The following is a 26,575-nucleotide window of genomic DNA, read 5'->3' as shown; positions in this document are numbered from 1 at the left end:
ATGGCGCGGCTCGAAGACCTGACCCCCAACGCTTCCGTGCGGGGCATCCTGCCGAACGGGCTTGTGACCGTGGTCAGCGTTCAGTGGCATGGCACTGCGGCGGTCGAACTGACCTACAAGACGCCGGAAGGCCGGGTCGCCAACGAACTGCTGTTCCGGCACGATGAACCGCGTATCGAGGTGGCGACAGTCGGCCGCCCCTGGAGCTTCGATGGCGAGGGTGACCTCTTCCGTCTGGTGTCGGAGGCCCAGCGCATCCGGCTGGCCCACCTGTTCGACCCGGTCTTGGCGGTCCACACCTCCGTGGTCGAGCCGCTGCCCCACCAGATTACCGCCGTCTATGAAGCGATGCTGCCCCGCCAGCCCTTGCGCTTCCTGCTGGCCGATGACCCCGGCGCGGGCAAGACCATCATGGCCGGGCTGCTGATGAAGGAGCTGATCGCGCGCGGCGATCTGCAACGCTGCCTTGTCGTCTGCCCTGGCAGCTTGGCAGAGCAGTGGCAGGACGAGCTTTACCGCCGTTTCCATCTGCCCTTCGAGATCCTGACCAACGACAAGCTTGAAGCGGCCCGAACCGGCAACTGGTTCCTGGAGAACAACCTCGTCATCGCCCGCCTGGACAAGCTGTCGCGGGACGAGGACGTCCAGCAGAAGCTCCAGGCCCCGGATTGCCGGTGGGATCTGGTCGTCTGCGACGAAGCCCACAAAATGTCGGCCACCTTCTTCGGTGGTGAGATCAAATACACCAAGCGTTACCGGCTCGGCCAACTGCTCTCGACGCTCACCCGGCACTTCCTGCTGATGTCGGCGACACCGCACAATGGCAAGGAGGAGGATTTCCAGCTTTTCATGGCGCTGCTCGACGGCGACCGGTTCGAAGGCCGGTTCCGCGATGGCGTTCATACCGCCGACGTGTCCGATCTCATGCGGCGCATGGTGAAGGAGAAGCTGCTGAAGTTCGACGGCAAGCCTCTCTTCCCCGAGCGGATCGCCTACACCGTCACCTACACCCTGTCGGATGCCGAGGCGCAGCTCTACAAGGAGGTCACGGACTACGTTCGGCAGGAGTTCAACCGCGCTGACGCGCTGGAAAACGACAAACGCGCTGGAACGGTTGGCTTCGCCCTTACGATCCTGCAACGGCGTCTGGCGTCTTCGCCGGAGGCGATCTACCAATCCCTCCGCCGTCGCCGGGAGCGGCTGGAAAGCCGCATGCGCGAGTTGGAGGTGCTGCAACGCGGGGCCGAGGTCGGCACGGTCCTATCGGCGGGCCGGATGCTCGACGCCGACGATGTGGACGATCTCGACGACGCGCCGGACAACGAGGTACAGGCCGCCGAGGAGGAGATCCTTGATCAGGCCACCGCCGCCCGCAGCATCGGCGAGTTGAAGATCGAAATCGACACGCTGAAGCGCCTCGAAGCCCTGGCGTCCTCGATCCGCCGGTCCGGCGAGGATCGCAAATGGCGCGAGTTGGCGAGCCTCCTGTCCGAAATCTTCACCCCCACCGTGATCGCCAACGGCTTTGCCGAGGAACAGGCCGAATACGACGCCGGAGGGCCGGATCAGCACAACCCACCGCCAAAGCCCACGGCGTCGCCGCATCAGAAGCTCGTCCTCTTCACCGAGCATCGCGACACGCTGAACTATCTGGAAACCCGCGTCTCGTCCCTGCTCGGCAGCCGGGAGGCCGTGGTCTGCATCCACGGCGGCCTCGGTCGGGAGGAGCGCAAGAAGGCCGAAGAGTCCTTCAAGCACGACCCGGAGGTGCGCGTCCTTCTCGCCACCGACGCGGCGGGGGAAGGCATCAACCTCCAGCGCGCCCATCTGATGGTCAATTACGACCTGCCCTGGAATCCCAACCGGCTGGAACAGCGTTTCGGCCGCATCCACCGCATCGGCCAGACCGAGGTCTGCCACCTGTGGAACCTCGTCGCCGACGAGACGCGCGAAGGCGACGTCTATCGCAAGCTGCTGGAGAAGCTGGAGCAGGCCCGCAAATCGCTGGGTGGGCAGGTCTTCGACGTGCTCGGAAAGCTCCAGTTCGACGGACGCCCGCTGCGCGATCTCCTGATCTCGGCCATCCGCTACGGCGAACAGCCGGAGGTGCGGGACCGCTTGAACCGGGTCATCGACGACGCGGTGGACCGCGACCATCTGCAAGACCTGCTGGAGGATCACGCCCTCGCCCAGGACAGCATGGACGCGAGCCGTGTTCACCGCATCCGCGAGGAGATGGAGCGGGCGGAGGCGCGTCGCCTGCAACCCCACTACATCGAATCCTTCTTCCTGGAAGCCTTCCGGCGCCTGGGCGGCACGGTGAAGCAGCGTGAGCCGCGCCGGTTCGAGGTGACCCATGTCCCGGCCCCGGTCCGCAACCGCGACCGGCTGATCGGCATCGGCGAACCCGTGCTGCCCCGTTACGAGCGCATCGCCTTCGAGAAGGCGCTGGTGGCGCCGCAGGGTCAGACGCTCGCCGCCTTCGTCTGCCCCGGCCATCCCCTGCTGGATTCGGTGATCGATCTGGTCCTGGAGCGGCACCGCGACCTGCTACGGCGCGGCTCCATCCTGGTGGACGACCGCGACCCCGGCACCAAGCCCCGCGTCATGTTCACGATGGAGAGCGCGCTCCAGGACGGCGGCGTCACCCGCAGCGGCGACCGGCGGATGATCTCCAAGCGCCTGCTCTACGTGGAGATCGACGAGGCCGGGGAGACCCGGCACATCCATTACGCCCCCTACCTCGACGTTCGCCCGTTGCGCGCCGACGAACCCGGAGTGGAAGCGATTCTCGCTCGGCCCGAATGCGGCTGGATCCGACCGGAGTTGGAGCGCCAAGCCCTCGGCCACGCTATCGCCCACATGGTGCCGGAGCATCTTGCCGAGGTGAAGGAGCGCAAGCTGGCCCTGCTGGCGCGGACCGAGGCGGCGGTGCGAGACCGTCTGACCAAGGAAATCTCCTATTGGGACCATCGCGCGGAGCGGTTGAAGGAGCAGGAAAAGGCGGGCAAGCCTAACGCCAACCTGAATTCGGCCGAGGCCCGCAAGCGCGCCGACGCGCTCCAGGCCCGGCTGGAAAAGCGCCTGGAGGAAATCCGCCAGGAGCGGCAGATGGCGGCCCTACCGCCGGTGGCGCTGGGCGGCGTGCTGATCGTCCCCGCCGGATTGATCGCCGCGATGTCCGGGCGACCGCTGGTTCAAATGGTGGACACCATGGCGGTGGCGGCACGGGCGCGCGCCATCGTGATGGATGTGGAGCGGGGCTTGGGATTCGTGCCGGTGGACCGGGAGTTCGACCGGCTTGGCTATGACATCGAAAGCCGCATCCCCGGCACCGGCCGCCTGCGCTTCATCGAGGTGAAGGGCCGTGTCACCGGCGCCGATACCATCACGGTGACGCGCAACGAAATCCTAACCGCGCTCAACAAGCCGGATGACTTCATCCTGGCCGTGGTCGAATTCGACGGTCCCAACCATCGCGTACATTACATCCGCCAACCCTTCCGGCGGGAGCCGGACTTCGACGCGGCCAGCGTGAACTATGGCTTTGCGGAACTGATCGCCAAGGCGGGAGCCATCGCATGACCCGTGAGGAATTGGCCGTCCATCAGGAGCACCGGGCGAAGGCGGAGCTGTTCGCGCTCTACTCGGTCTGCCGCCGCCGCTTCCTTCGGGCGGCGGACCTTCTGGGGGTTACGCGCGACCGCCTTGGACCAATCACCACCATGGGCAGCAGCGATCCGGTGGATCTGGCGCCGCTTCTGGCGCCCTGGACCATTCTGTGCAGACGTTATCGCGACGAGGCATACGAGCCGCAGATCGATCTGTTCGTCCAATCTGCCACCCATCCGGCCGAGCTGTGGGGACGCTTCATCCACCATCACCTGTTCCCGGCGCTGGTACGGGATGACGAGGTCGTGCGAAACGTTCTGCGTGCGGTCGGTGCGGTTTCTTGCCGGTCACCGTCCGAAGCGTCGCATGCGCTCTGCCTCTACATGATCGAACTGGCGTTGCCCGGTGCTCCTCCGCTTTGGGCACCCGAGGAGGAGGTGGAATGACCGATAGGATCCGTCCACTGCTGTGGTCCAAACCGTGCGGGACATTCCGATGAAGGGGCTGGTCATTCGCGAGCCGTGGATCGACCTGATCCTGTCCGGCAGCAAGACCTGGGAGATGCGGTCGAAGCCGACCTTGGTCCGGGGGCAAATCGCCCTGATCCGCAAAGGCAGCGGGATGGTCTGCGGCGTGGCGGAACTGGTGGCTTGCCATTCAGCGCTGGACCGCGATGGGCTGACCGCGACTGGGGACCGGCATGGCATTGGGGCGAACCAAATCGCCGATGTACTCGCGGCCGGGTGGGTCGTTCCCTGGGAGTTGGCGCAGGTGCGGCGTCTGCCCAAGCCGGTGCCGTATCGGCATCCGTCGGGTGCGGTGACGTGGGTGAATCTTCCGCCGGAGGTTACGGCGTTGATCGCGCAGCAGTCCGGCGAAACGTCAAACCCTGAAGACACCGTCGAACCCGCACGCAAGCTGATTCCGGCCGCCGCGCCAGTTTCTCCACCTGCTCCCCCTGTGGACAGCCACATCGTCCATTTGACGAAAGGCGCCATCGACAATGGCTACATCCGGTTGACGAATGCGCTCGGCCTTTTCCCGAATGATGCCATTGGCGGTTCCAACACGGCTACCATGGCGAAAGGAACCGTCACGGTGGCGTTCGACCCCGGCCCGACCGTCACGACCGATGTCGATGGCAGCAAGATGATCTTGCGCGACCGGGGCGGCACACGCGCCTTTTTCACGAGTGCCGGGGCCATGCCCGGCGATCAGGTTCTTCTGGAGCGCATGGCACCGCGCCAAATCCGAATCCGTATGCTGAAAGACTCTCTGTGATGGTCAAGACCCGCAAGAAGCTCATCGAAGTCGCCCTGCCGCTGGAGGCGATCAACAAGGCCAGCGCACGGGAAAAGTCGATCCGGCATGGGCATCCCAGCACGCTGCACTTGTGGTGGGCGCGACGGCCCCTGGCAGCGGCGCGGGCGGTGATCTTCGCGCAGATGGTGGACGATCCGTCGGCGTGGCCGGACCTGTTCCCGACGGAAGAGGCGCAACAGAAGGAGCGTGACCGTCTATTCGGCATCATCGAGCAATTGGTTAAGTGGGAGAACACCACCAACGAAGCGGTGTTGGAACAGGCTCGCGCCGAGATCAGGCAAAACTGGCGGCGAGCCTGCGCCGACAATGTCGCCCATCCGCGTGCAGGGGAACTATTTGCCCCAGACCGGCTACCCGGCTTCCACGACCCCTTCGCGGGCGGTGGCACCCTGCCATTGGAGGCTCAACGGCTAGGACTGGAGGCCCATGCCACCGACCTCAACCCTGTGGCGGTGCTAATCAACAAGGCGATGATCGAAATCCCGCCCAAGTTCACTGGGCTACCACCGGTCAACTTGCAAGCAAGAATGGAGCTGGCGCGCGGCGGCACATGGAGCGGTAAGGGGGCGCAGGGGCTGGCAGAGGACGTGCGGCACTACGGCCAATGGATGCGGGACGAGGCGGAAAAGCGCATCGGGCACCTGTATCCCAAAATCGAGATCACCGCGTCTATGGCTGATGAGCGGCTCGACTTGAGGCCGCTGGTAGGCCGCAAGTTGACCGTCATTGCTTGGCTGTGGGCGCGCACGGTGAAAAGCCCGAACCCCGCCTTCCATGACGTGGATGTGCCACTGGCCTCCACATTCATGCTGTCCACCAAGCCCGGCAAGGAAGCCTACGTCGAGCCAGTCATTGAGGATGGTGGCTACCGATTCGTCGTCAAGATCGGCAAGCCAGGGGATACCGATGCAGCGAAGAATGGCACCAAATTGGGGCGCGGAGCCAATTTCCAATGTGTGATGTCAGGATCGCCGATTATGCCCGATTACATCAAAGGTGAAGGGCAGACCGGGAGGATGGGTGCGCGGCTGATGGCGATTGTCGCGGAAGGAGACCGGGGGCGCGTCTATCTGTCGCCCACCGAGGAAATGGAGAGCTTGGCGACCAGAGCGACCCCCGACTGGAAGCCGGAAACAAACTTGCCGAACGATCCGCGCAACTTCTGGACTGTTCAATACGGTCTGACCACCTACGGCGATCTGTTTACATCGCGCCAATTGATGGCGCTGACGACGTTTTCCGATTTGGTGCAGGAGGCGCGGGAGCGAATCAAGGCCGATGCCTTAGCCGCTGGACGTCTCGACGACGGCGAGAGCCTCGTCGATGGCGGTGCCGGAGCCACAGCCTATGCTGACGCTGTAGCTGTATACTGCGGGTTCTCTGTAAGTAAGGCCACTGACCGCAACTCATCTTTGTGTGTCTGGGAAAGCGGAATGGACCGTATGCGCGGAACATTCGGCAGACAGGCACTGCCAATGACTTGGGATTATGTTGAAACCAATCCTTTTGCAGGCGCGGGCGGGGATTTTTACGGAACAACTCACTCATTATGCGAAGTTCTAGACAAATTTATGGATTGCACTGGCGGAAGGGCAACGCAAAGCGATGCGCAGACCCAATCGACCAGCAATGCCCGCGTTATATCCACAGACCCGCCCTACTACGACAATATCGGTTACGCCGATTTGTCCGACTTTTTCTATGTCTGGCTGCGCCGCACCCTGCGTCCGGTCTTCCCGACCCTGTTTTCCACCCTGGCAGTTCCGAAGTCCGAGGAACTGGTGGCGACCCCCTATCGCCATGGTGGTAAAGAGGCGGCGGAGACCTTCTTCCTGACCGGGATGACGGCAGCCATGCATCGGTTGGCCGAACAGGCTCATCCCGCTTTTCCAGTCACCATCTATTATGCCTTCAAGCAGTCCGAAACCGCTAATGATGCCGGAACTGCGAGCACGGGCTGGGAAACGTTTCTTGATGCCGTTATCTGTGCTGGATTTGCCATCAGTGGGACTTGGCCTATGCGGTCCGAATTGGCAACTCGAAACATTGGACGCAACACCAACGCTCTGGCCTCCTCCATTGTCTTGGTCTGCCGCCATCGCCCAGATGACGCCCCTACGGCCACCAAGCGTGAGTTTCGGAATGCGCTGAAGGCCGAGCTTCCTGTGGCTCTGGCCCATCTCCAGCGCGGCAACATCGCCCCGGTGGATTTGGCGCAATCAGCCATCGGCCCTGGCATGGCGGTCTATACCCGCTATGCCCAGGTGCTGGACGCCCAAAGCAAGCGGGTTTCTGTCCGTGAAGCGCTCTCCCTGATCAACGAACTACTGGATGAATCCCTGGCCGAGCAGGAAGGCGATTTCGATGCTGACACCCGCTGGGCGCTGTCCTGGTTCGAGCAGGTGGGCTTCAGCGACGGGGCCTATGGCGACGCCGAAACACTGTCCAAGGCCAAGAATACTGCCGTCGCCAGTCTCGCTGAGGCGGGGATACTGGTGTCGAAGGGCGGCAAGGTCCGTCTGTTGCGTCCGGCGGAGCTTCCCGCCGACTGGAATCCAGCGACCGACCCGCGCCTGACGGTGTGGGAGATGGTGCATCACCTGATCCGCGTCCTGGAGTCCGGCGGCGAAACTGCCGCCGCCCGTATGGTCGCGGCCATCGGCTCGAAGGCCGAGGTGGCGCGCGAACTCGCCTATCGGCTCTACACGCTCTGTGAACGCAAGAAGCGGGCGGCGGAGGCGATGGCCTACAACGGTCTGGTGCAGAGCTGGCCGGAAATCCTGACCCTGTCGCGCGACATCCAACCCGAACCCGCGCCCGCCCAGGGCACCCTGCTGTAAGCCGGAACCGGAGATACCGTTATGGCACTGACCAACCAGGAGCGCGTGGGCAAGGCGCTCGACCTGTTACGCTCCGGCCTCGGCCCCTTCATCGAACGCGAGATCGGCAGCGCGCTGAAACGCGCCGTCGCCATTCCAGCGCTGGTCGGTTTCAACGAAGACCCGATGACCCGCAACCGGCCGATCCCGGACTGGGACGCGGCGGCACTGCTGAAGCTGATGTGGGAGTCGTGGAACGACGTTTTCCGTGCCACGCTCGGCCCCGCCGAACGCGGGCTGGTCGGGGAGATTCGCGGCCATCGCAACGGCTGGGCGCACCAGAAGCCGTTTTCAAGCGACGATGCCGACCGGGCGCTGGACAGCATCGCCCGCCTGCTCACCGCCGTGTCGGCGCCGCAGGCCGATGAAGTCGGGCGGATGAAGATGGAACTGCGCCGCCTGATCTTCGACGAGCAGATGCGGTCGGAGAAACGCAAGGGCGCGGGCACCGCCATCGAAAGTCAGGTCACCGGCAGCCTGAAGCCCTGGCGGGAGGTGGTGGCGCCGCACCGCGACGTGGCGAGCGGCCGTTACCAGCAGGCCGAATTCGCCGCCGATCTGTGGCAGGTCCATCTCGGCGAAGGCTCAGACGAATACCGCAACCCGGCGGAGTTCTTCCGCCGCACCTTCCTGACCGAAAGCCTGAAGAGCCTGCTGACCGGCGCGATGCGGCGGCTAACCGGCCAGGGCGGCGACCCGGTCGTGCAGTTGCAGACCAACTTCGGTGGCGGCAAGACCCACTCGATGCTGGCCCTCTACCACCTGTTCTCCGGCATGCCACCAGGGGATCTGCTGGGGGTGGAGCCGCTGCTGATCGAATCGGAGGTGAAGAGCCTGCCCCCGTCGGTGCGCCGGGTCGTGCTGGTCGGCAACAAGATTTCCCCCGGCAACCCCAGCGTGAAGCCGGACGGCACCGTGGTCCGCACCCTGTGGGGCGAGCTGGCATGGCAGCTTGGCGGCGCTGCGGCCTTCGCACGGCTGCGGGCGGATGACGAACGGGCCACCAGCCCCGGCGACACGTTGCGGGAGCTGATGAACGAATATGGCCCCTGCCTGATCCTGATCGACGAATGGGTGGCCTACGCCCGTCAGCTCCACGACGACCCGGACCTGCCCGGCGGCAGCTTCGAAACCCATTTCAGCTTCGCCCAGGCATTGACCGAATCGGCCAAGTTGGCGAAGCACTGCCTGCTGGTCATCAGCCTTCCCGCCTCCGACACCGGCACCTCGCCCCATGCGGTGGGCGCCGACGAGGAGGTGGGCGGCGAGCGCGGCCGGGCGGCGCTGGCGCGGCTGCGAAACGTGATCGGTCGCGTTGAATCCTCCTGGGCACCGGCCAGCACGGAGGAAGGCTTCGAGATCGTCCGCCGCCGCCTGTTCGAACCGCTGATCGACAAGGCACAGTTCGTCTCCCGCGATACGGTGGCGAGCGCGTTCCATGACGTCTACCGTACCCAGCACCAGGAATTCCCGCCGGAATGCCGGGACTCCCCGTATGAAGGCCGGATGAAGGCCGCCTATCCGATCCACCCGGAGGTGTTCGACCGGCTCTATGGCGACTGGTCGACCCAGCCCAAGTTCCAGCGCACCCGTGGCGTGCTGCGCCTGATGGCCGCCGTGATCCATAGCCTGTGGGAAAAGGGCGACCGCAACCCGCTGATCATGCCGGGCAACCTGCCCATAGACGATCCGCGTGTGCGGGACGAACTGACCCGCTACCTGTCCGACGATTGGAAGCCGATCATCGAGAAGGACGTGGATGGGACGAGCGCCCTGCCGCTCCAGATCGACGCTAGCAATACCAACTTGGGCAAGTTCGCGGCGACGCGGCGCGTCGCCCGCACCGTGTATCTGGGGTCCGCTCCGACCTCGACCGCCGCCAACCGGGGGTTGGAGGATCGTCGGATCAAACTGGGCTGCGTCATGCCCGGCGAGACGCCGTCGCTGTTCGGCGACGCGCTGCGGCGGCTGGCGATGGCGGCGACCTACCTTTACCAGGACGGCGCGCGTTATTGGTATTCGACCCAGCCGACCGTCACCAAGATGGCGGAAGACCGGGCGGAGCAACTCAAACGAAACCCCGATCCGGTCATCACCGAAATCGAGCGCCGACTCCGTCTCGATCTGCGCTCCACCGGCGACTTCCGGCGCATTCACCCCTTCCCACAGTCGGGCGCTGATGTGCCGGACGATCTGGACGCCCGGCTGGTGGTGCTCGGCATCGATTTTCCCTACAGCAAGGCGGAAGGGAACAAGGCCGAAGCTGCGGCCAAGGCGATCCTGGAGTCGCGCGGCAGCGGGCCGCGCCTGTTCCGCAACACCCTGGCCTTTCTGGCGGTCGATCAGGCCCGTCTGCAAGACCTCGACGAAGCGACGCGCCGTTACTGCGCTTGGTGGTCCATTCTGGACGAGAAGAACCAGCTGAACCTCGATCCGCATCAGGTCCGGCAGGCCGAGACGCAGTTGAAGACGGCGGACGGCACGGTGGCCGCCCGGCTGCCGGAAGCCTATCAATGGCTCCTGACGCCGGTGCAGGACACCCCACAAACGCCGGTGACCTGGGAGGCGCTTCGCCTGACCGGGCAGGAGCCGCTTGCCGCCCGCGCGTCGAAGAAGCTGCGTGGTGCCGATCTTCTCTTCCCGTCCATCGCGGGAACCCGGCTGCGCATGGAGTTGGACCGGGTGCCGCTATGGCGGGGCGATCATGTCGAGATCCGGCAGCTCGCGCAGGATTTCGCGCAATACATCTACCTGCCGCGCCTGAGGGATACGACGGTTCTTACCGCCGCTATCCAGGATGGGCTTGGACTGCTCCTGTGGAAGCAGGAGTCCTTTGCCTTCGCCGACAGCTACGACGAGGTTGCGAAGCGGTATCGCGGACTTCGCTGCGGAAAGCCGCCGACCATGGCCCCGGATAGCCTGGATGGACTGCTGGTGAGAGCGACCGTTGCAGACGCCCAGCATACCTCCGAAACCGCCGTGACGGCACCGGCGCCGACGCCGGGTGAGGGAACGGTACCTCCGTCCTCCGGCGGTGGAAGCATGCCCGTCAAAACCGAAGGCGGCGTTGAGGTGATCGTCGATGCTCCGCCATCCCTTCGGCGGTTCCATGGTACGGTCACGCTCAACGCAATGCGGGTCGGTCGCGACGCGGGCGAGATTGCCAATGAGGTCATCGCGCACCTCGTTGGGGTTGTCGGCGCGGAGGTCACGGTGACGTTGGAGATCGATGCGGTCTTGCCAAGCGGGGCGAGCGATCATCTGGTCCGCACCGTCACCGAGAATTGCCGCACCCTGAAGTTCACATCGCAGGGGTTCGAGGAAGAGTAACGTCTACCCGGCTGTTGTCCTGGGGTTGGCATAATCGTCAGCCCCAGGAGCAACCATTTCCGGTAAAATGGACTGTTTTTACCGCATTATCGGGAGGATGCCATGGACGCGGCGATGAGGGCACGGATGGAGGAGCTTGCGGCGCTGGGCCGGAAGGTGTCGCGAGAGAACCCGGAGTTTGCGGCGTCAGCGAGGCGCGCGTTTCATCCAAGTCGTAACGAATGCTTGACCGAAGACGCGGCAGTGATGTCCAACAATCAGCCTGATGGCAAATCGACACGTGATGGCGCTTGACGGAAGAGCTACCATTCGGGAGTCACGCCATTTTCGGCGGTTAAGGCATCATGTGGCGCGTTGCTTCATGAATTGATTTTTTCCGGGTTCCAATAGGCCAACCTCAACATCGAAGCGCATCAAAGTAAAGCAGTAAGGTTTATAGAGATTTTATCGGAAATAAGATCAATTTTTATTGTATATTAACGTTATAACAAAATATCGATATTAATTGCATCGCTAGGCATTCATTATTTGAATGCCGTCATTTTTGATGATCAGCAAGTCCTTTCCATAGCTTTTTTTGCCTCTTTTTATCGTTAATAATCCTGTTCGCTAAGCTAGCTCCCTGTTCTGGGGACATTTCTCCATCAAGAATTTTGCCCATTATTTCATCGAGTTTATCCTCTGCTGTCCGTGCGTCGCGAATCACATTGTGTTTCATCTTCAATCCTCCAGATGTATGCATTCACGGAATGTTTCCATGTTGAATGTTGGCGGCGTGTCGTTTTGCGAGCCAGTCGCGCGTTTGATGATTGCGCTTTGAACGCCGTTCAGCGTTGTTGGAGATATTATCATGGGCGGTCCGAGGGTCAATATGTTTTTCACAATTTTTTCGCGTGGTATTTCCGTCCCACGCAGATCCTGAGTGGTATTTCTGTCCCACGTAAAGGGCATGCGGCACCAGGGGAGGTGGCCTGTCCAGAATTTCTTGGGTTTCTGGACGGTGCTGAAGATGACGTGGAACTGCGGCGGTTGACGTCCAGAAAATCCGTGCGAAAATTAGAGACAACCGGACGGGGGTTTCTGGACATGGGGAGGATTTACGGCTACTCGCGGGTGTCCACGAGCGAACAGGACTGGGCGCTCCAGCTTGACGCTTTGCTGAAGCGCGGGGTCGATGATCGCGACATCTTCAAGGAGAAGGCCAGCGGTGCCCGCCGGGATCGCGAGGAACTGCGGCGCGTCCTTGATCTGCTCCGGCCGGGCGATGAACTGGTGGTGTGGCGCCTGGATCGGTTGGCCCGGTCGCAGATCCATCTGCTCCAGATCGTGGAAGAGGTGGAGGGTCGCGGCGCCAAGCTGGTTTCGGTGATGGACCAGATCGATACCAGCACCGCCACCGGCCGGATGATCCTGGGCGTTTTGGCGACGCTGGCGGAGTTCGAGCGCAACCTCATCCGGGAACGGTCGCAGGCCGGTGTCGCCGTGGCCCGGCAACGCGGGGTGAAGTTCGGCCGCCCGTCCAAGGTCACGGCGGCCGTGGTCCGGCAGATCATGTTGGCGAGCGACGCTGGTACGCCGGTCGCGGAGACGTGCCGGACGCTCGGCATCTCGCGGTCGAGCTACTACATGGCCCTTCGGTCGGCGAAGGCGGCGTCCATCGGGGAGCTTGCCGTCGCGGCGTGATCGTGGAGCGACGGTGGGGAACGCGGTTCCCCGCCGCGCCGGTGGATGGTGGGGTCCAGGGCTACGCCCGACCTGCCGTGATCACGAACTGCTCACCGTCTGGTGTGGATCATGGTGGGGATGGTGGGGTGGTGAGGGTGGTTTCCGAACCTCTTGTCTTTTTCTCTTCTTCTCTCATGACTTTCCAGAAATCACCCCACCTACCCCACCAAACAGAAATTCATCAACAATATCATTGGGTTGGCTGGTGAGGTGAACCCCACCACCCGGTGGGGTGGACCCCACCTCCCCAGCGGCGGAGCGGACAGGGGCAACGATTATACCGAATGGACCGTCGCCATTGTCAATATTCAAATGTCGATCCAGGAAATATCCGCTGGGCACGAGAAAGATATCGACAAACGGAACCCATCTCCGCCTTAAATACGTGCAGGCGGACCGCTGGCAGAGCGGAGCACACGACTTTATCGCCAACTAAATACATCACGAGGCCGGGCGTCCATCTGACGCCGGGAACGTGCCTCCAAACTTGTCGTGTGCCAAAACCGCCCCGCATGGCTGCCACCATGCGGGGCATTCACGAGCAACGACATGCTTATTACTTGGAGCTTCTTCCCGACGATCCGGGACACCATCCCAACCTACGATACCCTTTCCTGGCGCGAAGCCTGCGACCGCCTCCACGCTTGGAGCTTGATCGCCCGGCCGCCGAGCGCCAAGGACGCCGGGACCGTCCCAACCATCTCGCCTGCCGAGTTCCAACCCGGCGCCACCCGCCGCAAGGATGCCGTCGCTCGATGGAGCTTTGCGGCCTTCGACCTCGACAACGATGATCCGGCCCGCTCGGTGCGGTTCGAGGATGTCGTGGAACTGCTCGGCGATCTGCCGTACATCCTGCATTCAACGACCAAGTCAAAGCCGGACCATCATCGGATGCGGCTGATCTTGCCGCTGTCCCGACCGGTGGAGATCAATGAGTTCGATGCGTTCTGGTGGGCGGCCAACCAACGGTTTGGCCGACTCTTCGATCATCGGACCCGAGATCCCAGCCGCGTCTTCTTCATCCCGGCCGCTTGGGACGGGGCCGAGAACCGTTTCGCCTGCCGGGTGGAGGGCGCCGCCCTCGACGTTGACGCCCTGATCGCTGCCTTCCCCGTGCCTGCCGCTCCGACCGTGGCACCAGCGAGCGTTGCGGATACCGTGTGGCGACTGGCCCCGCCATGCGACGATCCAACGGCGCTGGTGACCGAGGAGATGCAGCAGGAATACTTCTCCGCGCCCATTGGCTCCGGCCGGTTCTACAAGTTCATGTGTCGGATCGCGGCGAGAGCACGGTTCCTCGGCGTCTCGATCACGGCGGCCGATCTGGAGGCGTTGGCCTTGATGATGGACGGGGCCAGCGGCAAGGCCCGCCCTCGAACAGGGACGCGCCGGGAAGCCGAGCACGCGCTCAATTTCATCGCACGTCAACCGGCCCCGGAACCGTTCCGGCGCGATCCCCGGCTCCTCGACCGTATCCGCCGCCGTCAAGCGCGGGCCATGGGAGGGGCGGCATGATGGACCTGCACGACATCATCAACGAGTGGAACCAACAGCCTGGGCGATGGACGGCAACACCGGAGGACATCCTTCGGTTCGCCGAAGCGGCCAAGGCCGCCAATGACGCGCCGTCCTGGCTGTGGGCCGATGTGCGCCGCACCATGGAGGAGCGTTCCGGCCTGCCGAAGCGGGAGGCTGCCGACATGGTTCGGGGATGGCGGATCACCGCCGATCTCGGCCGCTATCCTGACGGCCTCATCGACTTCATCTCCGCCTTCATCGAGTCGCGTGACTTGCGGATGAAGGTGGACGGAACGTTCATCGACGCCAAGGGCCAGACCGTTGGCAGCGCCGATGTCCGAAACCAGATCGCGATCTGGACCGGCGACCATGGGGCGTTCGCTGCCGTCAATCCGCTCAACGGCGCCTGGGCCGAATGGCGGCGGCTGGCGCACAAAGAGGCTCTGCAAGCCTGCTACGAGCGGGTGAAGTTCGACCCGGCGGCCGACACCACCGTCTTTGACCGTATCCTCGACCTCCTCTTTCACAACACCGTCAATAACCCGACACATCGAGAGGCGGCCAAAGCTGTGCTGAGGAACTGGGTTCACCGGGTGAAGAACGCGATGCGTGGGACGATCCATTACCGGACCCACATCATGCCGTATCTCATGGGGGTCCAAGGCTGTGGAAAGACCACGACTGTTGAGCATCTGATCAACCCTGTCGAGGAAGCCGTGACGGCCACGTCCTTCGATATGCTGGAAGATCAGAGCCGCATGATGGACCTCACCACCATGCCGATCATCTTCTTCGACGAGATGGCGAATGCCCGGCGTTCGGAGGTGAACAAGGTGAAAGGGTTGATGACCAGCCGATCCCAGCAATTCCGACAGCTTTATCAAGAGGCCGGGAAGCGGGAGATCATCTCGACGTTTATCGGCTGCGGGAACTTTGACCTCGACACCTTGATCATGGATCCCAGCGGTAATCGCCGGTTCTTCCAGATTAACGTGTGCGACAGGATCGACCTTGCCGCGATCCGCAAGTTGGACGCCATGGCTTTCTGGCGCTCGGTGGACGAGGACGCCGAGGCCCCGGCGTTTGAAGGCGACGTCTATGCGCTGATCCGGGGTGAGCAAGCGGGACAGCGGTATCGGACCCCGGTTGAACAATGGCTCGATTCCGACGTCCACATCCCGGACTCCTGGACCACCTGCGCATCCCTGTTCGCCGACCACTTCGAGGAATGGCGGGAGACGTTCTTCCCGGCCGAACGCTACAGCGTCGTGAAGTTCGCGAAGGAGATGAAGCTGTGCCAGGACGACCGGCTTGAACACCGGAGTCGCGGCGGCCGGAGCGAATACCGGTTCACGGCAACCGATGCCCAGGCAAAGAGCAGTAGTCGGCCGAAACCATCCGCCCAGGTGCTCACCATCCAGGACATTTTGGCAGCCAAGCACGCCGCATGATCACGGGCGGGGGCATGCCCCCGCCCATCAACCGATGCTCAGCGATAAGCCCAGATGGCTGACCGATGGCCCGGCCCTCTGGGCCGTTCCCCTACATCCTTCGCTGCGTTCACCAAATCCAGCCTTGACGCCTCTGACGGGGGATCATTATTCTTCTCCTGGTTGCGGCGCGCCGTAGACGCCAAGGTCGCGAGAAAACCTTGGAATTCCAATGGCTTAGCGGTGTCGCGATGACGGTTTCAAGACGGTTCTGGAGGACGGTCTTCCAAAGAACCCGTCTCTCTATTCGCCCTCAAGTTGCCGCTTGCAAATCCCGCGATAGCTTCCGCAACATTACCTGTAACTTCGCGCCGTTGGGCCTCCTGTAAGTGCCAGTAATGGCGCTCGTTTACGCGAGCAGAGTTTCCGATCACCTTTCCCATCACGCTTGGGCCATACCCCAGCGTTGCGCCCACGCTATTCCAACTTCGCCGCAAATCATGGAGGGTGACACGATCATCATTCAACAACCCCGCGTCCTTTCTGATCTGCGACCAAGCACGATCCAGGCTCATGATGTGTCCCGTCGCCGAATCCGGCGTTGGAAACAACCATTCGCATGACCTGGGCATCCTCTTCAGCAGGCGCTTGAGCGGTGCGCTGATGTGGACTTCAAGCACACCGTCTTTCTGGTCCGTCTTGTGTTGAACAACTCTGATGATGCTACGATTGATGTCCACGTTCTCCCATCGCAGACGAAACACCTCCGTTTTCCTAAGCGGTGAAAGCATCATGAACTCAATCGCCCAGAGCGACACGTTCTTTATAGCTCCACGGTAACGGTGCTTCTCGATAGCCGCCCACAGACGTTCGTATTCTTCTGCGGTCAACACCCTTGACCGTCGTGGCTTGGAAACACCAACGTCGATCACAAACGGGTTACGAGCGTCACCGACAAGTTCACGCTTCTCACCCCAGGTCCAAATCGACCGCGCCCATGCAATCATCTTCGCGCGGAAATGCGGTCCCTGTCGCATCTTGTCATAAGCCTGCTGGACCATTCCCCGGCTCATGCTCGTGACCGGGAACTCGCCGAACCGTGGACGGATATGCAGGCGGCAGTAACGACGAACCTCTGCCAATGAGGTTTCCTTGTGGTGCCCATCCGCCCAGTCAAGATATCTGTCGATGACCTCGTTGAAGGTTCGCGCTGAGGCCAAACCGACCTTGCGGTCCCATGCTGGATCGGAGCCTTCCACGATTTTGCCCACCAAGATCTTCGCCTTGCTGCGAGCCTCATCGGCCCCGATCACGCCAACCTGTCCAAGCCTGAATTCCCGCTGCTGCTTCTGCTGACCGCGATAACGAAGGATGTATTGCGCCTTACCTGACGCATAGACCTTGACCCCAAATCCTCCAATTTCCGTGTCCCAGGACCGGCCAATGGGAAGTTTCTTGACAGCAGCATCGGTCAGTCTGATTTTGCGCCTCACTGGAGGAGCCATCACGATTCCTTCCCCGGAATTCCCTGTTAAGCTCTTGAGATCACTGGCAAAAATTACGGTAGGCGGCACTGTGCAAGGCCAACGCGAAAAAGACGCGCTAGATCAACGCCTTAGAGCGGGGTTGAGGATGGCGCATCCTTACGCGGAGGAAGCATGCCGTCGCGATGTGGAAGAGCCACCAAATAGCCATCACCGACCGTCCTCCAGAACCGTCTTGAAACCGTCATCGCGACACCGCTAAGCCATTGGAATTCCAAGGTTTTCTCGCGACCTTGGCGTCTACGGCGCGCCGCAACCAGGAGAAGAATAATGATCCCCCGCTATACCCGCCCCGAAATGGCCCGCATCTGGGAGCCGGAAAACCGCTTCCGCATCTGGTTCGAGATCGAGGCGCACGCCTGCGACGCGCAGGCCGAGCTGGGCGTGATCCCGAAGGAGGCCGCCAAGGCGGTGTGGGAGCGCGGCAAGTGGGAGATCGACCGCATCGACGAGATCGAGCGGGAGACCCGCCACGACGTCATCGCCTTCCTGACCAACCTTGCCGAATATGTCGGCCCCGAGGCCCGCTTCGTCCACCAGGGCATGACCTCGTCGGACGTGCTGGACACCTGCCTCGCCGTCCAGATGACCCAGGCCGCCGACCTGCTGCTGGCCGACATGGACGCCCTGCTGGCCGCGCTGAAGCGCCGGGCGTACGAGCACAAGGACACCGTCACCATCGGCCGCAGCCACGGCATCCATGCCGAGCCGACGACCTTCGGCCTGAAGCTGGCCGGCCATTACGCCGCCTTCGCCCGCGGCCGCGAGCGCCTGGTCCAGGCGCGCCAGGACATCGCCACCTGCGCCATCTCCGGCGCCGTCGGCACCTTCGCCAACATCGACCCGCGGGTGGAGGAGCATGTCGCCGCCAAGCTGGGCCTGGCGGTGGAGCCGGTGTCGACCCAGGTCATTCCGCGCGACCGCCATGCCTTCTACTTCTCGGTCCTGGGCGTCATCGCCTCGAGCATCGAGAATCTGGCGACGGAAATCCGTCATCTGCAGCGCACCGAGGTGCGCGAGGCCGAGGAATACTTCCACCCCGGCCAGAAGGGCTCGTCGGCAATGCCGCACAAACGCAACCCGGTCCTGTCGGAGAACCTGACCGGTCTGGCCCGCATCGTGCGCTCCGCCGTGGTCCCGGCGCTGGAGAATGTCGCGCTGTGGCACGAGCGCGACATCTCGCACAGCTCGGTCGAGCGCATGATCGGCCCCGACGCCACCGTCACGCTGGACTTCGCCCTGGTGCGCCTGACCAGCATGATGGAAAAGCTGGTGGTCTATCCCGAGCGCATGCAGAAGAACCTTGACGATCTGGGCGGTCTGGTCTTCTCGCAGCGCGTGCTGCTGGCGCTGACCCAGGCCGGCATGAGCCGCGAGGACAGCTACAAGGCGGTGCAGCGCAACGCCATGCAGGTGTGGGAGAAGGGCGGCAACTACCTGGACCTGCTGTCGGCCGACCCCGACATCGCCAAGCATATCGGCCGCGACAAGCTGGAGCCGATGTTCGACATGACCTACCACACCAAGCATGTCGACACCGTGTTCAAGCGCGTGTTCGGCGAATGAGCATTTGATGGGGCGGGCCGCTGCCGCGTCTTCCGCATTCCGGCAAATATTTGCCGGTGGATGACAAACGGCCCGCCCGCACCTACTCTATCCTGAGAAGCAAGTGCCCGGGCGGGGCAATCCTGAACAGAGCCCTGAACAGAACGAGGATTGGACCCATGGCGATGGAAGCCGCCACGATCGAAAAGCTCATCAAGGAGGGCATCCCGGACGCGGTCGTCGAGATCGCGGATCTGCGGGGCGACGGCGACCACTATGCCGCGCTCGTCACCTCCGCCGCCTTCAAGGGCAAGAGCCGGGTGCAGCAGCACCAGATGGTCTACGCGTCCCTGCAGGGCAGGATGGGCGGCGAACTGCATGCCCTGGCGCTGACCACCGCGGTGCCGGAAGGCGCCTGACGTCAGAGCCCGCCGGAAGGCGCCTGAACACACGTCGAAACGGACAAGGCTCCGGCACAGCCGGGCCGAATCGGAAGGGTTATCGAGTCATGGTCGATCAGAACGTCGTCGAGCGCATCGAGCAGGACATCAAGAACAACGATGTCGTGCTGTACATGAAGGGGACCCCGGTGTTCCCGCAGTGCGGCTTCTCCGCCGCCGTCGTCCAGGTGCTGAGCCACACCGGCGTCAAGTTCAAGGGCGTCAACATCCTGGAGGATCCGGGCCTGCGCCAGGGTCTGAAGGAATACTCGAACTGGCCGACCTTCCCGCAGCTCTACGTCAAGGGCGAGCTGGTCGGCGGCTGCGACATCGTCCGCGAGATGTACGAGTCGGGCGAGCTGCAGACCCTGCTGGCCGACAAGGGCGTCGCCACCGCCGCCTGATGCGGCCAGGGTCTTCAAGGAGCAAGTCTTCAGGGACCGAAACGAAAAGCCCCGCTCCGGCGGGGTTTTTTGTTGGGTGAACAGGGCGTGGAACCGGAGAGATGCCGGCCGCGCAGCCCGGCCATGTCCGGCCGCCCGCTGCCGGATTGCACAAACAATGTGCTAAACGGACGGTATGGTTCAGACCCCGCCGCCCGCCAAGGCCCCGACCTCCACAACCGCGGCGTTCGTCGCGGCGCTGGCCTCCTACCTGATCTGGGGGCTGGTCAATCCGGTCTTCTTCAAGTCGCTGGGCGATGTCGGCGCGGTGGAGATCGTGGCTCACCGCGTGGTCTGGACGGTGGTGCTGGTCGGCATCGGCGTGCTGGCCACCCGCGGACCGGCGGCGGTCCTCGCTGCGGTGGGAAGCTGGCGCCGGCTGGGCGTGTTCCTGGTCACCACGCTGCTGGTCACCACCAACTGGACCGTCTTCATCTGGGCGGTGGTCAACAGCCGGCTGGTCGAGGCCAGCCTGGGATACTTCATCAACCCGCTGGTCAATGTGCTGCTGGGCGTGCTGTTCCTGAACGAACGGCTCAGCCGTGGGCGGATGCTGGCGGTCGCCATCGCAGCGGCCGGCGTCGGCAGCCTCGTCGTCAGCTACGGCGCCGTGCCCTGGGTTGCCCTGTCGCTGGCGCTGTCCTTCGGGTTCTATGCCCTGGTGCGCAAGAAGGCCGCTGTCGATCCGGTGATCGGGCTGCTGGTGGAAACGGCGCTGCTTCTGCCGGCCGCCCTCGGCTATCTGCTGTGGCTGGGCGGCAGCGGGGCCTTCGGCCATGACTGGGGCGAGAGCATCCTGCTGGTGCTGGCCGGGCCGATGACCGCGGTGCCGCTGGTGCTGTTCATGATCGGAGCGACCCGACTGACCATGACCACGCTGGGTCTGCTGCAATATGTCGGGCCGACCGGACAGCTTCTGCTGGGCGTGCTGGTCTATGGCGAGGCCTTCACCAGCAGCCATGCCATCGCCTTCGCCTGCATCTGGGTGGCGCTGGCCGTCTTCACCGCCGACGCTGTGCACAGCCATCGCGCTGCCACCCGCACCGCCGCCGCTGCGGAATAACCGTTACCGTGGCGTCAGGCCGTGGGCGATGGTGTGGGCCAGCGTGCCGACCATGGCGCAGATGCCGGCGTCGTCGCGGCCGAACACCACCTGATCGAGGAAGCCCAGCCCGAAGCTGAGCGTCGCAATGCCGGCCGCCACATTGGCGAGATCGGCGTCGGCGGCGATGGCGCCGCGGTCGCGGAACCCCTCCAGCCGCTTCAGCAGACAGGGAATGCGGCTCTGCGACAGGGTTCGGGCCATCTCGTCGGCAACCGCCTGATCGACCAGGGCACGGGCCAGCACGACACGGGTGAAGTCGCGGCATTCCCAGCTGTGCCTCAACTGGGCGTGCAGAAAGCGGGCAAGGTCGGTCTCCAGATCCTCGTCCGGCGGCGGCAGGTTGCAGCCCCCCGATTCCTCGCGCCAATAGCGCTCCACCACCGCCACCAGCAACCCGCTCTTTCCTGAGAAATAGCGCTGGATCAACTGTTCATTGACACCCGCCCGGCCGGCGATTTCGCGGGTCGTCGCCGCGTCGAAGCCACGCTCGGCGAACACGGCCTTGGCGGCGTCGAGCAATGCGCCCTCGGTCGCGGCCCGGTCGCGCTTGCGCGCCCCGCCTTCGCAGGCGCCTTCGGTGCCGTTGCCGGGGCAACAGCCGCCATCGTCCTTGCTTGCGTCCAAAACCCGTCCCTCTCCGGTGCGTCCCGCCGACGTCATAATAAGTATGCAGATACATACTTGACAAGCGGCAGGCTCGGGTTCAAGTATGTACTCACATACATACAAGCTGATTTGCCCAACAGGGGGTAGTCCCGCCATGCCGCAGAGCATCGACACGCACAGCACCGCCGCTCCGGATCTGTTCACCCCACTGCGCCTCGGCGCGATCGAGCTGCCGAACCGCGTCATCATGGCGCCGATGACCCGCAGCCGCGCCGGCGAAGGCAACTGCCCGACCGCGCTCACCGCCGAGTATTATGCGCAACGCGCCTCGGCCGGACTGATCATCACCGAGGCGACGCAGGTCTGCGACACTGCCCAGGGCTATCCCAACACGCCGGGCATCCACACCGACGCCCAGACGCTGGCCTGGCGCGCGGTGGCCGACGCCGTGCACGATGCCGGCGGGCGGATCGTCGCCCAGCTCTGGCATGTCGGCCGCATCTCCCATCCGCTTTTCCAGCCGAACGGCGCCGCCCCGGTCGCCCCCTCGGCCATCGCGGCGAAGGGCCAACTCTACACCGGTGCCGGCATGGAGCCGTTCCCGGTGCCGCGCGCCCTGGAAACGTCCGAGATCCCCGGACTGGTCCGCCATTTCGCCGATGCGGCCAAGCGCGCGGTGTTCGATGCCGGCCTGGACGGCGTCGAGATCCACGCGGCCAACGGCTATCTGATCGACCAGTTCCTGCGCGACAGCACCAACACCCGCACCGACCAGTATGGCGGAACGGTGGAGAACCGCTGCCGCTTCCTGCTGGAGATCCTGGAGGCCACGGCCCACGCCGTCGGCGCCGACCGCATCGGCGTCCGCCTGTCGCCGACCGGTGTGTTCAACGACATGAAGGACAGTGACCCGCTGCCGCATTTCCTGGCGATCACCAAGGCGTTGAATCCCTTCAACCTCGCCTATCTGCATGTGATCGAGGGCAAGCCCGGCCATCAAATGGCCCCGCCGGAGGGGGCGCCGCATGTGGCGTCCGCCCTGCGCGCCGCCTTCAAGGGTCCGTTCATCCTGAATGGCGGCTACAGCCGCGGCGATGCCGACGCCGCACTCGCCAAGGGTGAAGCCGACGCGGTCAGCTTCGGCGAGGCCTTCATTTCCAACCCGGACCTGCCCGTGCGCTTCCGTGCCGATGCGCCGCTGGCCGAGCCGGACCGCACCACCTATTACGGCGGCGACGCCAAGGGCTACACCGACTATCCGGCCCTGGAATCCGTCGCCGCCTGACGGGATTGCGGCCCCACTGCCCCGGCGGGGCCGCAATTGCTCTCGACGTGAGAGCGCGTCGTGAGAGCGTCGTGAGACGCAAATCCCCGCTGCCCCCGGCCCGGTTCCCCCCTGGGCCGGGGGGCTTTTTTATGTGGAGCCGGCCTCTACGCCTCTCCGTCCAGCCCGCGGGCCAAGGCGGCGATGGTGCCGTAACCGACCTGATCGGCCGGGTCGATCTCCGCCATCTTGGCAAGGATCGCCAGCGCCTTGCCGCGGTTGTGGCGGCGCAGCTCGATGAAGGCCAGCGCCTTCATGGTGAACAGGAAGAAGCGCGCCGGTCCGGCCGCCGTCCAGTCGGTGGAGCCCGCGGTCAGCTGCGACCAGTCCGCCTGAAAGCCGCCCTGGAGTGCGGCGGCATCCAACCCGATGCGGGCCACCCGCTCCGCTTCCGCCAACTTCTTGCGGTTGAAGTAGAATTTGTAGAGCGCATGGAAGACCGGCAGCACCCGCGGCCCCTTGCGATGCGCCTCCCACAGCAGCGACTCGCAGACCTCCGGCACGTCGCGGGCCTTCACCGCCTCCTGCAACAGTTCGTCGATCTGTTCGGGCACGTCGCCGAAGGCCATGCGGCCGTTCGACATCCTGAGTTCGATCGGTTCGTCGCTCATCGCTCCCCTCGCCTTTCCGCTGCCTGGGTTTTCTGTTGAGAAAATCAACCATCCGACGCACCGACGACGCCACATGGTACGCGCGCGGGCGCAGGGAATGACCACAATATTATTGTGCGGCGAAGTGTCGCGGCTGTCGCAAAACCGACACGCGCCAAACCCGACAAAAACGTTGGAAGGCGAAACATTGTCGGACTCTCGCCATGCCCCTCCGACCTGACAATCGTTATAAATCAATGCTTTGTCTGCTTGGCACACCGCTTGCTCTATTCCTCGTCAGATCGGCCGGCACCCCCGGCAACGCGGCTTGAGGAGGCGGGACATGGTGACTCTGACGGATGCGGCGGTTTCCACCCTGGAACAGGTCCTGGCGAAGTCGGGCGGTGCGGCGGCCGGTTTGCGGATCGCCGTGACCGACGGCGGCTGCGCCGGCCTGAAATACCAGATGGGCCTGGAGGCTGCGGCCGGCGACGACGACGCGGTGCTCAGCTTCGGCCCGGTCACCATCTTCGTCGACGCCAACAGCCAACCCTTCCTCAGCGGCGTGGTGGTCGATTTCGTCGAGGGCATCGAAGGCTCCGGCTTCAAGTTCGACAACCCGAACGCGACCAGCAGCTGCGGCTGCGGCAAGTCCTTCTCCGCCGGTGAAGGCGGTGGCGGCTCCTGCTCGACCTCCTCGTCCAGCTGCGGATCGTCGACCCCCTATTCGACGCACTGAAGTCTCCCCGGACACTCTTCCCCTAGGCGCGCACCCCACGGAAAGGCAGCAGCGACATGTGGAACTACACCGACAAGGTCAAGGAACACTTCTTCAACCCGAAGAACTCCGGTGTCCTGGACAGCGCAAACGCGGTCGGCGAGGTCGGCTCCATCACCTGCGGCGACGCGCTGCGTCTGATGCTGAAGGTCGATCCCGACACCCAGATCATCCTGGATGCGAAGTTCCAGACCTTCGGCTGCGGCTCGGCCATCGCCTCCTCCTCCGCCCTGACCGAGATGATCATCGGCAAGACGGTGGACGAGGCGCTGACCCTGACCAACCGCGACATCGCCGAGTATCTGGGCGGCCTGCCGCCGGAGAAGATGCACTGCTCCGTCATGGGTGCGGAGGCGCTGCGCGCCGCCATCGCCAACTACAAGGGCGAGGCGTGGGAAGACGACCATGAGGAAGGCGAGCTGGTCTGCAAATGCTTCGGCATCGACGCCGCCATGATCGAGCGCGCGGTGAGCGTCAACGGCCTGACCACGCTGGAGGAGGTCACGCACTACACCAAGGCCGGCGGCTCCTGCCAGACCTGCCACGAGAAGATCGAGGAGGTGCTGGAAGAGGTGCTGGCGAAGACTGGCGCGCTGAAGCCCGCCAAGAAGCACGCCCCCGGCACGGTCGGGCTGGACGCCATCAAGCCCTTGGAGCCGAAGGCGGAATCGGCTGCGGCGCCCAAGCTGACGAATGTCCAGCGCATGCAGGTCATCATGGGCGCCATCGAGGAGATGCGGCCGCAGATCCAGCGCGACGGCGGCGACGTGGAGCTGGTCGACATCGACGGCAAGGACATCTACGTCCGGCTGACCGGCGCCTGCTCCGGCTGTTCGCAGTCGGCCGGCACGATGATGGGCGTGCAGATGAAGCTGGTCGAGGCGCTCGGCGAGTTCGTGCGGGTCAAGCCCGCGTCCCTCATGCCGGCCCATGCGGGCTAAGGGGAGCGCCAAGCCATGAGCCAGGGAATCTACCTCGACAACAACGCCACCACCCGCGTCGATCCGGAAGTGCTGCAGGAGATGCTGCCGCTCTTCACCGAGCATTTCGGCAACGCCTCCTCCATGCACGGCTTCGGCGCCGCGGTGGGCGGCAAGATCGAATGGGCGCGCTGCCAAGTCCAGGCACTGCTGGGAGCCGCCCATGACAGCGAGATCGTCTTCACCTCCGGCGGAACGGAGAGCGACAACACCGCCATCCTGTCGGCGCTGGAGGCCTACCCGAAGAAGCGCGAGATCGTCACCAGCGTGGTCGAGCACCCCGGCGTGCTGGCGCTCTGCGAGTATCTGGAGAAGAAGCGCGGCTGCAAGGTCCACCGCATCCCGGTGGACAAGCGCGGCAATCTCGACATCGAAGCCTACCGCGCCGCCCTGTCCGATCAGGTCGCCATCGTCTCCATCATGTGGGCCAACAACGAGACCGGGACGATCTTCCCGGTGGAGGAGCTGGCGCGCATGGCGAAGGAGGTCGGCGCCCTCTTCCACACCGATGCGGTGCAGTCGGTCGGCAAGATCCCGGTGAAGCTGGCCGACAGCGCCATCGACATGCTGTCGCTGTCAGGCCACAAGCTGCACGCCCCCAAGGGCATCGGCGCGCTGTACGTCAAGCGTGGCCTGCGCTACCGCCCGATGCTGCGCGGCGGCCACCAGGAGCGCTCGCGCCGCGCGGGAACCGAGAATGCGCCGGGCATCGTCGGGCTGGGCGCCGCCGCCCAACTGGCGCTGGTCCATATGGGCGACGAGAACACGCGGGTGAAGGCGCTGCGCGACAAGCTGGAACGGGCGATCCTGGCGGCGGTGCCGAGCTGCTTCGTCACCGGCAACCCCGACAACCGCCTGCCCAACACCTGCAACATCGCCTTCGAGTATATCGAGGGCGAGGCGATCCTCCTGCTGTTGAACGAGGCCGGCATCGCCGCGTCCTCCGGCTCCGCCTGCACCTCGGGCTCGCTGGAGCCCAGCCACGTCATGCGCGCCATGGGCGTGCCCTACACCGCCGCCCATGGCGCCACCCGCTTCTCGCTGTCGCGCGAGACGACGGAGGAGGAGATCGACCGGGTCATCGCCGTGGTGCCGGGCATCATCGCCAAGCTGCGCAGCCTGTCGCCCTACTGGCAGCAGGAAGCCGGCAAGCCCAAGGAATTCGCGCCCGTTTATTCGTAACACCGGAATCGCAGGCCGGGTCGATGGCCCGTCCCGGCACCCCGCCCGACGACACCCCGTCGGGGCGGGTCCCCGGCCCGGCCTGCGACACTTCTCATGGGGGCGAGGGTCTATGCCCCCTCCCCAACCCTCCCCCGCTTCGCGGGAGAGGGAACTCCGCCGCTTTGACGGTTACGTCACGCCACCAAGCATTCTACCCCCTCTCCCGCGGAGCGGGGGAG

Annotated in this window: 20 protein-coding genes; 16 read left to right on the top strand and 4 right to left on the bottom strand. The window is 64.1% G+C overall.

Going from position 1 to position 26,575, the window contains the following annotated elements:
• The 5 genes from A6A40_RS02325 to A6A40_RS02305 are packed head-to-tail and all read left to right on the top strand — an operon-like array spanning window position 1 to window position 11,144.
• Complete coding sequence (locus A6A40_RS02325) at window positions 1–3,585, top strand: helicase-related protein (RefSeq protein ID WP_063633931.1); 3,585 nt, start codon at window positions 1–3, stop codon at window positions 3,583–3,585.
• Window positions 3,582–4,058, top strand: coding sequence for a hypothetical protein (locus tag A6A40_RS02320; protein ID WP_063633930.1), 477 nt, complete (start codon window positions 3,582–3,584; stop codon window positions 4,056–4,058). Before A6A40_RS02325 ends, A6A40_RS02320 begins: the two co-directional genes overlap by 4 nt.
• Before the next feature lie 49 nt (window positions 4,059–4,107).
• Window positions 4,108–4,893, top strand: coding sequence for an ASCH domain-containing protein (locus tag A6A40_RS02315; protein ID WP_063633929.1), 786 nt, complete (start codon window positions 4,108–4,110; stop codon window positions 4,891–4,893).
• Complete coding sequence (locus A6A40_RS02310) at window positions 4,893–7,775, top strand: DUF1156 domain-containing protein (protein WP_063633928.1); 2,883 nt, start codon at window positions 4,893–4,895, stop codon at window positions 7,773–7,775. Before A6A40_RS02315 ends, A6A40_RS02310 begins: the two co-directional genes overlap by 1 nt.
• Before the next feature lie 21 nt (window positions 7,776–7,796).
• Window positions 7,797–11,144: a Swt1 family HEPN domain-containing protein gene (locus A6A40_RS02305; protein ID WP_063633927.1), complete on the top strand. Its 3,348-nt coding sequence runs from the start codon at window positions 7,797–7,799 to the stop codon at window positions 11,142–11,144.
• A 538-nt stretch (window positions 11,145–11,682) separates the two neighbouring features.
• On the opposite strand, the gene A6A40_RS30295 is transcribed toward A6A40_RS02305, so the two are convergent.
• Window positions 11,683–11,862: a hypothetical protein gene (locus A6A40_RS30295; RefSeq protein ID WP_146191533.1), complete on the bottom strand. Its 180-nt coding sequence runs from the start codon at window positions 11,860–11,862 to the stop codon at window positions 11,683–11,685.
• Between the two features lie 368 nt (window positions 11,863–12,230).
• Here A6A40_RS30295 and A6A40_RS02300 point away from each other — a divergent pair, with 368 nt between their 5' ends.
• The 3 genes from A6A40_RS02300 (at window position 12,231) to A6A40_RS02295 (ending at window position 15,838) form a co-directional block, all read left to right on the top strand.
• Complete coding sequence (locus A6A40_RS02300) at window positions 12,231–12,827, top strand: recombinase family protein (RefSeq protein WP_063633926.1); 597 nt, start codon at window positions 12,231–12,233, stop codon at window positions 12,825–12,827.
• A 591-nt stretch (window positions 12,828–13,418) separates the two neighbouring features.
• A complete protein-coding gene (locus A6A40_RS30645) occupies window positions 13,419–14,384 on the top strand; it encodes a hypothetical protein (RefSeq protein ID WP_063633925.1) in 966 nt (321 codons plus the stop codon).
• Window positions 14,381–15,838, top strand: coding sequence for a VapE domain-containing protein (locus A6A40_RS02295; protein ID WP_063633924.1), 1,458 nt, complete (start codon window positions 14,381–14,383; stop codon window positions 15,836–15,838). The genes A6A40_RS30645 and A6A40_RS02295 overlap by 4 nt, the downstream gene beginning before the upstream one ends.
• A gap of 239 nt (window positions 15,839–16,077) precedes the next feature.
• Here the strand turns inward: A6A40_RS02295 and A6A40_RS02290 are convergent, their stop codons facing one another.
• Complete coding sequence (locus tag A6A40_RS02290) at window positions 16,078–17,322, bottom strand: tyrosine-type recombinase/integrase (protein ID WP_063633923.1); 1,245 nt, start codon at window positions 17,320–17,322, stop codon at window positions 16,078–16,080.
• Between the two features lie 309 nt (window positions 17,323–17,631).
• Here A6A40_RS02290 and purB point away from each other — a divergent pair, with 309 nt between their 5' ends.
• From purB to rarD, 4 genes are all read left to right on the top strand, one after another.
• Window positions 17,632–18,927, top strand: a complete 1,296-nt coding sequence (gene purB / locus A6A40_RS02285; protein ID WP_063633922.1) for an adenylosuccinate lyase — start codon at window positions 17,632–17,634, stop codon at window positions 18,925–18,927.
• Between the two features lie 158 nt (window positions 18,928–19,085).
• A complete protein-coding gene (locus A6A40_RS02280; protein WP_063633921.1) occupies window positions 19,086–19,325 on the top strand; it encodes a BolA family protein in 240 nt (79 codons plus the stop codon).
• Window positions 19,326–19,414: 89 nt separating this feature from the next.
• Window positions 19,415–19,750, top strand: a complete 336-nt coding sequence (gene grxD / locus A6A40_RS02275; protein WP_042697386.1) for a Grx4 family monothiol glutaredoxin — start codon at window positions 19,415–19,417, stop codon at window positions 19,748–19,750.
• Window positions 19,751–19,925: 175 nt separating this feature from the next.
• Complete coding sequence (gene rarD / locus A6A40_RS02270; protein ID WP_063633920.1) at window positions 19,926–20,852, top strand: EamA family transporter RarD; 927 nt, start codon at window positions 19,926–19,928, stop codon at window positions 20,850–20,852.
• 3 nt (window positions 20,853–20,855) lie between these two features.
• Here rarD and A6A40_RS02265 read toward each other — a convergent pair whose 3' ends face one another.
• A complete protein-coding gene (locus tag A6A40_RS02265) occupies window positions 20,856–21,518 on the bottom strand; it encodes a TetR/AcrR family transcriptional regulator (protein WP_063633919.1) in 663 nt (220 codons plus the stop codon).
• A gap of 136 nt (window positions 21,519–21,654) precedes the next feature.
• On the opposite strand from A6A40_RS02265, the gene A6A40_RS02260 reads away from it, so the two are divergent.
• Window positions 21,655–22,785: an alkene reductase gene (locus A6A40_RS02260; protein WP_063633918.1), complete on the top strand. Its 1,131-nt coding sequence runs from the start codon at window positions 21,655–21,657 to the stop codon at window positions 22,783–22,785.
• A gap of 146 nt (window positions 22,786–22,931) precedes the next feature.
• On the opposite strand, the gene A6A40_RS02255 is transcribed toward A6A40_RS02260, so the two are convergent.
• Complete coding sequence (locus tag A6A40_RS02255) at window positions 22,932–23,435, bottom strand: hypothetical protein (protein WP_082860693.1); 504 nt, start codon at window positions 23,433–23,435, stop codon at window positions 22,932–22,934.
• Window positions 23,436–23,757: 322 nt separating this feature from the next.
• Between A6A40_RS02255 and A6A40_RS02250 the strand changes: the two genes are divergently transcribed.
• From A6A40_RS02250 to nifS, 3 genes are read left to right on the top strand one after another with little or no spacing between them, the layout of a single operon-like run.
• Window positions 23,758–24,153, top strand: coding sequence for a HesB/IscA family protein (locus A6A40_RS02250; RefSeq protein WP_014246968.1), 396 nt, complete (start codon window positions 23,758–23,760; stop codon window positions 24,151–24,153).
• A gap of 56 nt (window positions 24,154–24,209) precedes the next feature.
• A complete protein-coding gene (gene nifU / locus A6A40_RS02245; RefSeq protein ID WP_063633917.1) occupies window positions 24,210–25,133 on the top strand; it encodes a Fe-S cluster assembly protein NifU in 924 nt (307 codons plus the stop codon).
• A gap of 15 nt (window positions 25,134–25,148) precedes the next feature.
• Entirely contained in the window at window positions 25,149–26,354 is a 1,206-nt protein-coding gene (gene nifS, locus A6A40_RS02240) for a cysteine desulfurase NifS (protein ID WP_063633916.1), read from the top strand.
• The last annotated feature ends 221 nt before the right edge of the window (window positions 26,355–26,575 follow it).

Origin of the sequence: Azospirillum humicireducens (assembly GCF_001639105.2) — a bacterium.
GTDB classification, from domain to species: domain Bacteria; phylum Pseudomonadota; class Alphaproteobacteria; order Azospirillales; family Azospirillaceae; genus Azospirillum; species Azospirillum humicireducens.
Note: the sequence above shows the minus strand (reverse complement) of the source record. Positions and strands in the feature narration are given on the sequence as shown.

Excerpts from the sequence above, each read along its gene's own strand:
- nifS (WP_063633916.1), top strand. The coding sequence starts at position 25,149 with ATGAGCCAGGGAATCTACCTCGACAACAACGCCACCACCCGCGTCGAT.
- A6A40_RS02290 (WP_063633923.1), bottom strand. The coding sequence starts at position 17,322 with ATGGCTCCTCCAGTGAGGCGCAAAATCAGACTGACCGATGCTGCTGTC.
- grxD (WP_042697386.1), top strand. The coding sequence starts at position 19,415 with ATGGTCGATCAGAACGTCGTCGAGCGCATCGAGCAGGACATCAAGAAC.
- A6A40_RS02305 (WP_063633927.1), top strand. The coding sequence starts at position 7,797 with ATGGCACTGACCAACCAGGAGCGCGTGGGCAAGGCGCTCGACCTGTTA.
- nifU (WP_063633917.1), top strand. The coding sequence starts at position 24,210 with ATGTGGAACTACACCGACAAGGTCAAGGAACACTTCTTCAACCCGAAG.
- A6A40_RS02250 (WP_014246968.1), top strand. The coding sequence starts at position 23,758 with ATGGTGACTCTGACGGATGCGGCGGTTTCCACCCTGGAACAGGTCCTG.
- A6A40_RS02315 (WP_063633929.1), top strand. The coding sequence starts at position 4,108 with ATGAAGGGGCTGGTCATTCGCGAGCCGTGGATCGACCTGATCCTGTCC.
- A6A40_RS02300 (WP_063633926.1), top strand. The coding sequence starts at position 12,231 with ATGGGGAGGATTTACGGCTACTCGCGGGTGTCCACGAGCGAACAGGAC.
- A6A40_RS02320 (WP_063633930.1), top strand. The coding sequence starts at position 3,582 with ATGACCCGTGAGGAATTGGCCGTCCATCAGGAGCACCGGGCGAAGGCG.
- A6A40_RS02325 (WP_063633931.1), top strand. The coding sequence starts at position 1 with ATGGCGCGGCTCGAAGACCTGACCCCCAACGCTTCCGTGCGGGGCATC.
- A6A40_RS02255 (WP_082860693.1), bottom strand. The coding sequence starts at position 23,435 with ATGAGCGACGAACCGATCGAACTCAGGATGTCGAACGGCCGCATGGCC.
- A6A40_RS02295 (WP_063633924.1), top strand. The coding sequence starts at position 14,381 with ATGATGGACCTGCACGACATCATCAACGAGTGGAACCAACAGCCTGGG.
- A6A40_RS02310 (WP_063633928.1), top strand. The coding sequence starts at position 4,893 with ATGGTCAAGACCCGCAAGAAGCTCATCGAAGTCGCCCTGCCGCTGGAG.
- rarD (WP_063633920.1), top strand. The coding sequence starts at position 19,926 with ATGGTTCAGACCCCGCCGCCCGCCAAGGCCCCGACCTCCACAACCGCG.
- purB (WP_063633922.1), top strand. The coding sequence starts at position 17,632 with ATGATCCCCCGCTATACCCGCCCCGAAATGGCCCGCATCTGGGAGCCG.
- A6A40_RS02280 (WP_063633921.1), top strand. The coding sequence starts at position 19,086 with ATGGCGATGGAAGCCGCCACGATCGAAAAGCTCATCAAGGAGGGCATC.
- A6A40_RS30645 (WP_063633925.1), top strand. The coding sequence starts at position 13,419 with ATGCTTATTACTTGGAGCTTCTTCCCGACGATCCGGGACACCATCCCA.
- A6A40_RS02260 (WP_063633918.1), top strand. The coding sequence starts at position 21,655 with ATGCCGCAGAGCATCGACACGCACAGCACCGCCGCTCCGGATCTGTTC.
- A6A40_RS30295 (WP_146191533.1), bottom strand. The coding sequence starts at position 11,862 with ATGAAACACAATGTGATTCGCGACGCACGGACAGCAGAGGATAAACTC.